The organism is Frankia sp. CcWB2 (genome assembly GCF_977927585.1).
This window is the reverse complement of record NZ_CDWRCM010000073.1, coordinates 10454-12530: the sequence shown is the minus strand read 5'-3', so window position 1 is coordinate 12530 and position 2077 is coordinate 10454. Positions and strand designations below refer to the sequence as shown.

General features: G+C 75.9%; 3 protein-coding genes. All 3 read right to left on the bottom strand.

The features are described from left to right. The coding region (locus ACY45C_RS10065; protein ID WP_462187360.1) for a nucleotide-binding protein at positions 1 to 356 on the bottom strand (356 nt) is incomplete at its 3' end. Further along, the gene (gene cobO / locus ACY45C_RS10060; RefSeq protein WP_462187358.1) at positions 350 to 958 is read right to left on the bottom strand and encodes a cob(I)yrinic acid a,c-diamide adenosyltransferase; all 609 of its coding nucleotides are present in this window, start codon (positions 956 to 958) and stop codon (positions 350 to 352) included. The genes cobO and ACY45C_RS10065, both read right to left, overlap by 7 nt. Then, positions 955 to 2077 (bottom strand): VWA domain-containing protein (locus ACY45C_RS10055; protein ID WP_462187357.1); only part of this gene is annotated, 1123 nt, incomplete at its 5' end. The genes cobO and ACY45C_RS10055, both read right to left, overlap by 4 nt.

The window sequence follows — 2077 nt, the reverse complement described above, 5'->3', positions numbered from 1 at the left end:
GTGGAGGCATGGTCGGCCTGCTCACCGGGACCGGGACGGGCCACCCCGTCGAACAGGCCCATCACCCCTTCGACGACGGCGAGGTCCGCGCCGCGGGCCCCGTGGGCGAACAGCGCGGCGATGCGCGCCGCGCCGCAGAGCACCGCGTCGAGGTTGCGGCCCGGCCGGCCGCAGGCCAGCGCGTGGTAGCCGGGATCGATGTAGTCCGGGCCGACCTTGTGCGGGGAGACGCGCAGGCCGCGGGCGGTGAACGCGGCTATCAGCCCGGTGGTCACCGTCGTCTTGCCGGCGCCGCTGGCCGGGGCGGCGAGAACCAGCCGGGGAATGTCGATCTCCGCCCGGAGCTCGCTCACCATTCAATGCCCCGCTGCCCTTTTTGCCCGGTGTCCATGGGATGGCGGACCTTGGTCATCTCGGTGACGAGGTCGGCGGCGTCGAGCAGCTCCCGGGGGGCGCGCCGCCCGGTGACGACGACATGCTGACGGCCGGGGCGGGAGCGCAGGACCTCGACGACCTCGTTGACGTCGAGCCATCCCCAGCGCAACGGGTAGGTCAGTTCGTCGAGCACGTACAGCCGGTAGGTCTGCGCGGCGAGGTCCCGGGTGATCTGCGCCCAGCCCTCCCGGGCGGCGGCACCTGGGTCACCGTCCGGGTCGACCCGTTCGCGCACCCAGCTCCAGCCCGCGCCCATCTTGTGCCAGGTGACCGGGCCGCCCTGGCCGGAGTCGGCGAGTACCTGCAGCGCGCGTTCCTCGCCGATGCGCCACTTCGCGGACTTGACGAACTGGAACACTCCGACCGGCCAGCCCTGTGACCAGGCGCGCAACGCCAGACCGAACGCGGCCGTCGACTTCCCCTTGCCGTCGCCGGTGTGAACCATCAGCAGCGGCCGGTCGCGGCGCTGGCGGGTGGTCAGCCCGTCGTCGGGGACGGTCTCGGGCTGTCCCTGCGGCGTCAACAGGCCACCTCCCCGGACGTCGTGCGGGACGCCGCGCGAGGAGTGAGATGGTGCAGGGCGTCCAGTGGGATCGTGATGCCGCCGAGGGCGCCCGCGAGCCGCTGGGCCAGGCCCAGGCGCAGGAAACCGTTCTCGCAGTCGACGACGACGCTGCTCAACTCACCCCGGCCGCCGCCACGCCTTCCACCGCCACGCCCCCCGGTACCCGCCCGCCCGCCCGTCGCCGGTCCGGCCGCGCTACCGGCGGCGCGCACCAGCGCGCGGGCCACCGGCAGCGGGTCGCCCCCGGCGGTCGCCCGGCCGTCGGTGACGACCACGAGCAAGGCCCGCCGCGCCGGATCACGGCGCCGTTCGGCGCGCAGGACCTCACCGGCGAGGCCCAGCCCGGCGGCCAGCGGGGTCCGCCCGCCGGTGGGCAGCGCGCGCAGCCGGGCCGCGCCCACCTCCACGCTCGAGGTCGGCGCGAGCACCACCTCCGCCCCCAACCCCCGGAAAGTGATCACCCCGATCCGGTCGCGGCGCTGGTAGGCGTCGACGAGCAGGGCCAGCACGGCCGTGGTGACCAGGGTCATCCGCGCGCGGGCGGCCATCGACCCGCTGGCATCGACGACGAACAGCACCAGGTTGCCCTCCCGGCCGACGCGCACGGCGCCACGGCGGTCCGCCGGGACCAGCACGAGGCCAGGTCCGCACCGGCCGCGGGAGGCCTGGAACGGGGCGGCGGCGAGCAGGGTCGCCGGCAGATGCAGGCCGGGTGCGTCCGCGGCGGTGGTGACGAGCGCGCCGCGGCTGCCGCGGGCCGGGGACCGACGCCCGGTGGTTCCCGAGGAGGTTCCGAGACCGGCGACGGTGAGCAGCCGCGGCCGAAACGCCGCCGCCGGTGCGCCGGCGAGCCGGGTCGAGGCCGCCGCCGCGGTCGAGGCCGCCATCGCGGTCGAAGACATCGACGGAGACATCGACGGGGACGGGGACAGTCGTGCCGACCACCGGTCCCCGCCATTCCCGCCATTCCCGTCCCCCGCACCGCCGCCGCCGTGGGGACCGCCGTCACCACCGGGCGCGCCCCCCGAACCGCCGCCGTCGGGCGGGTCGTCATCGGGGCGCGCACCGTTCACCGGT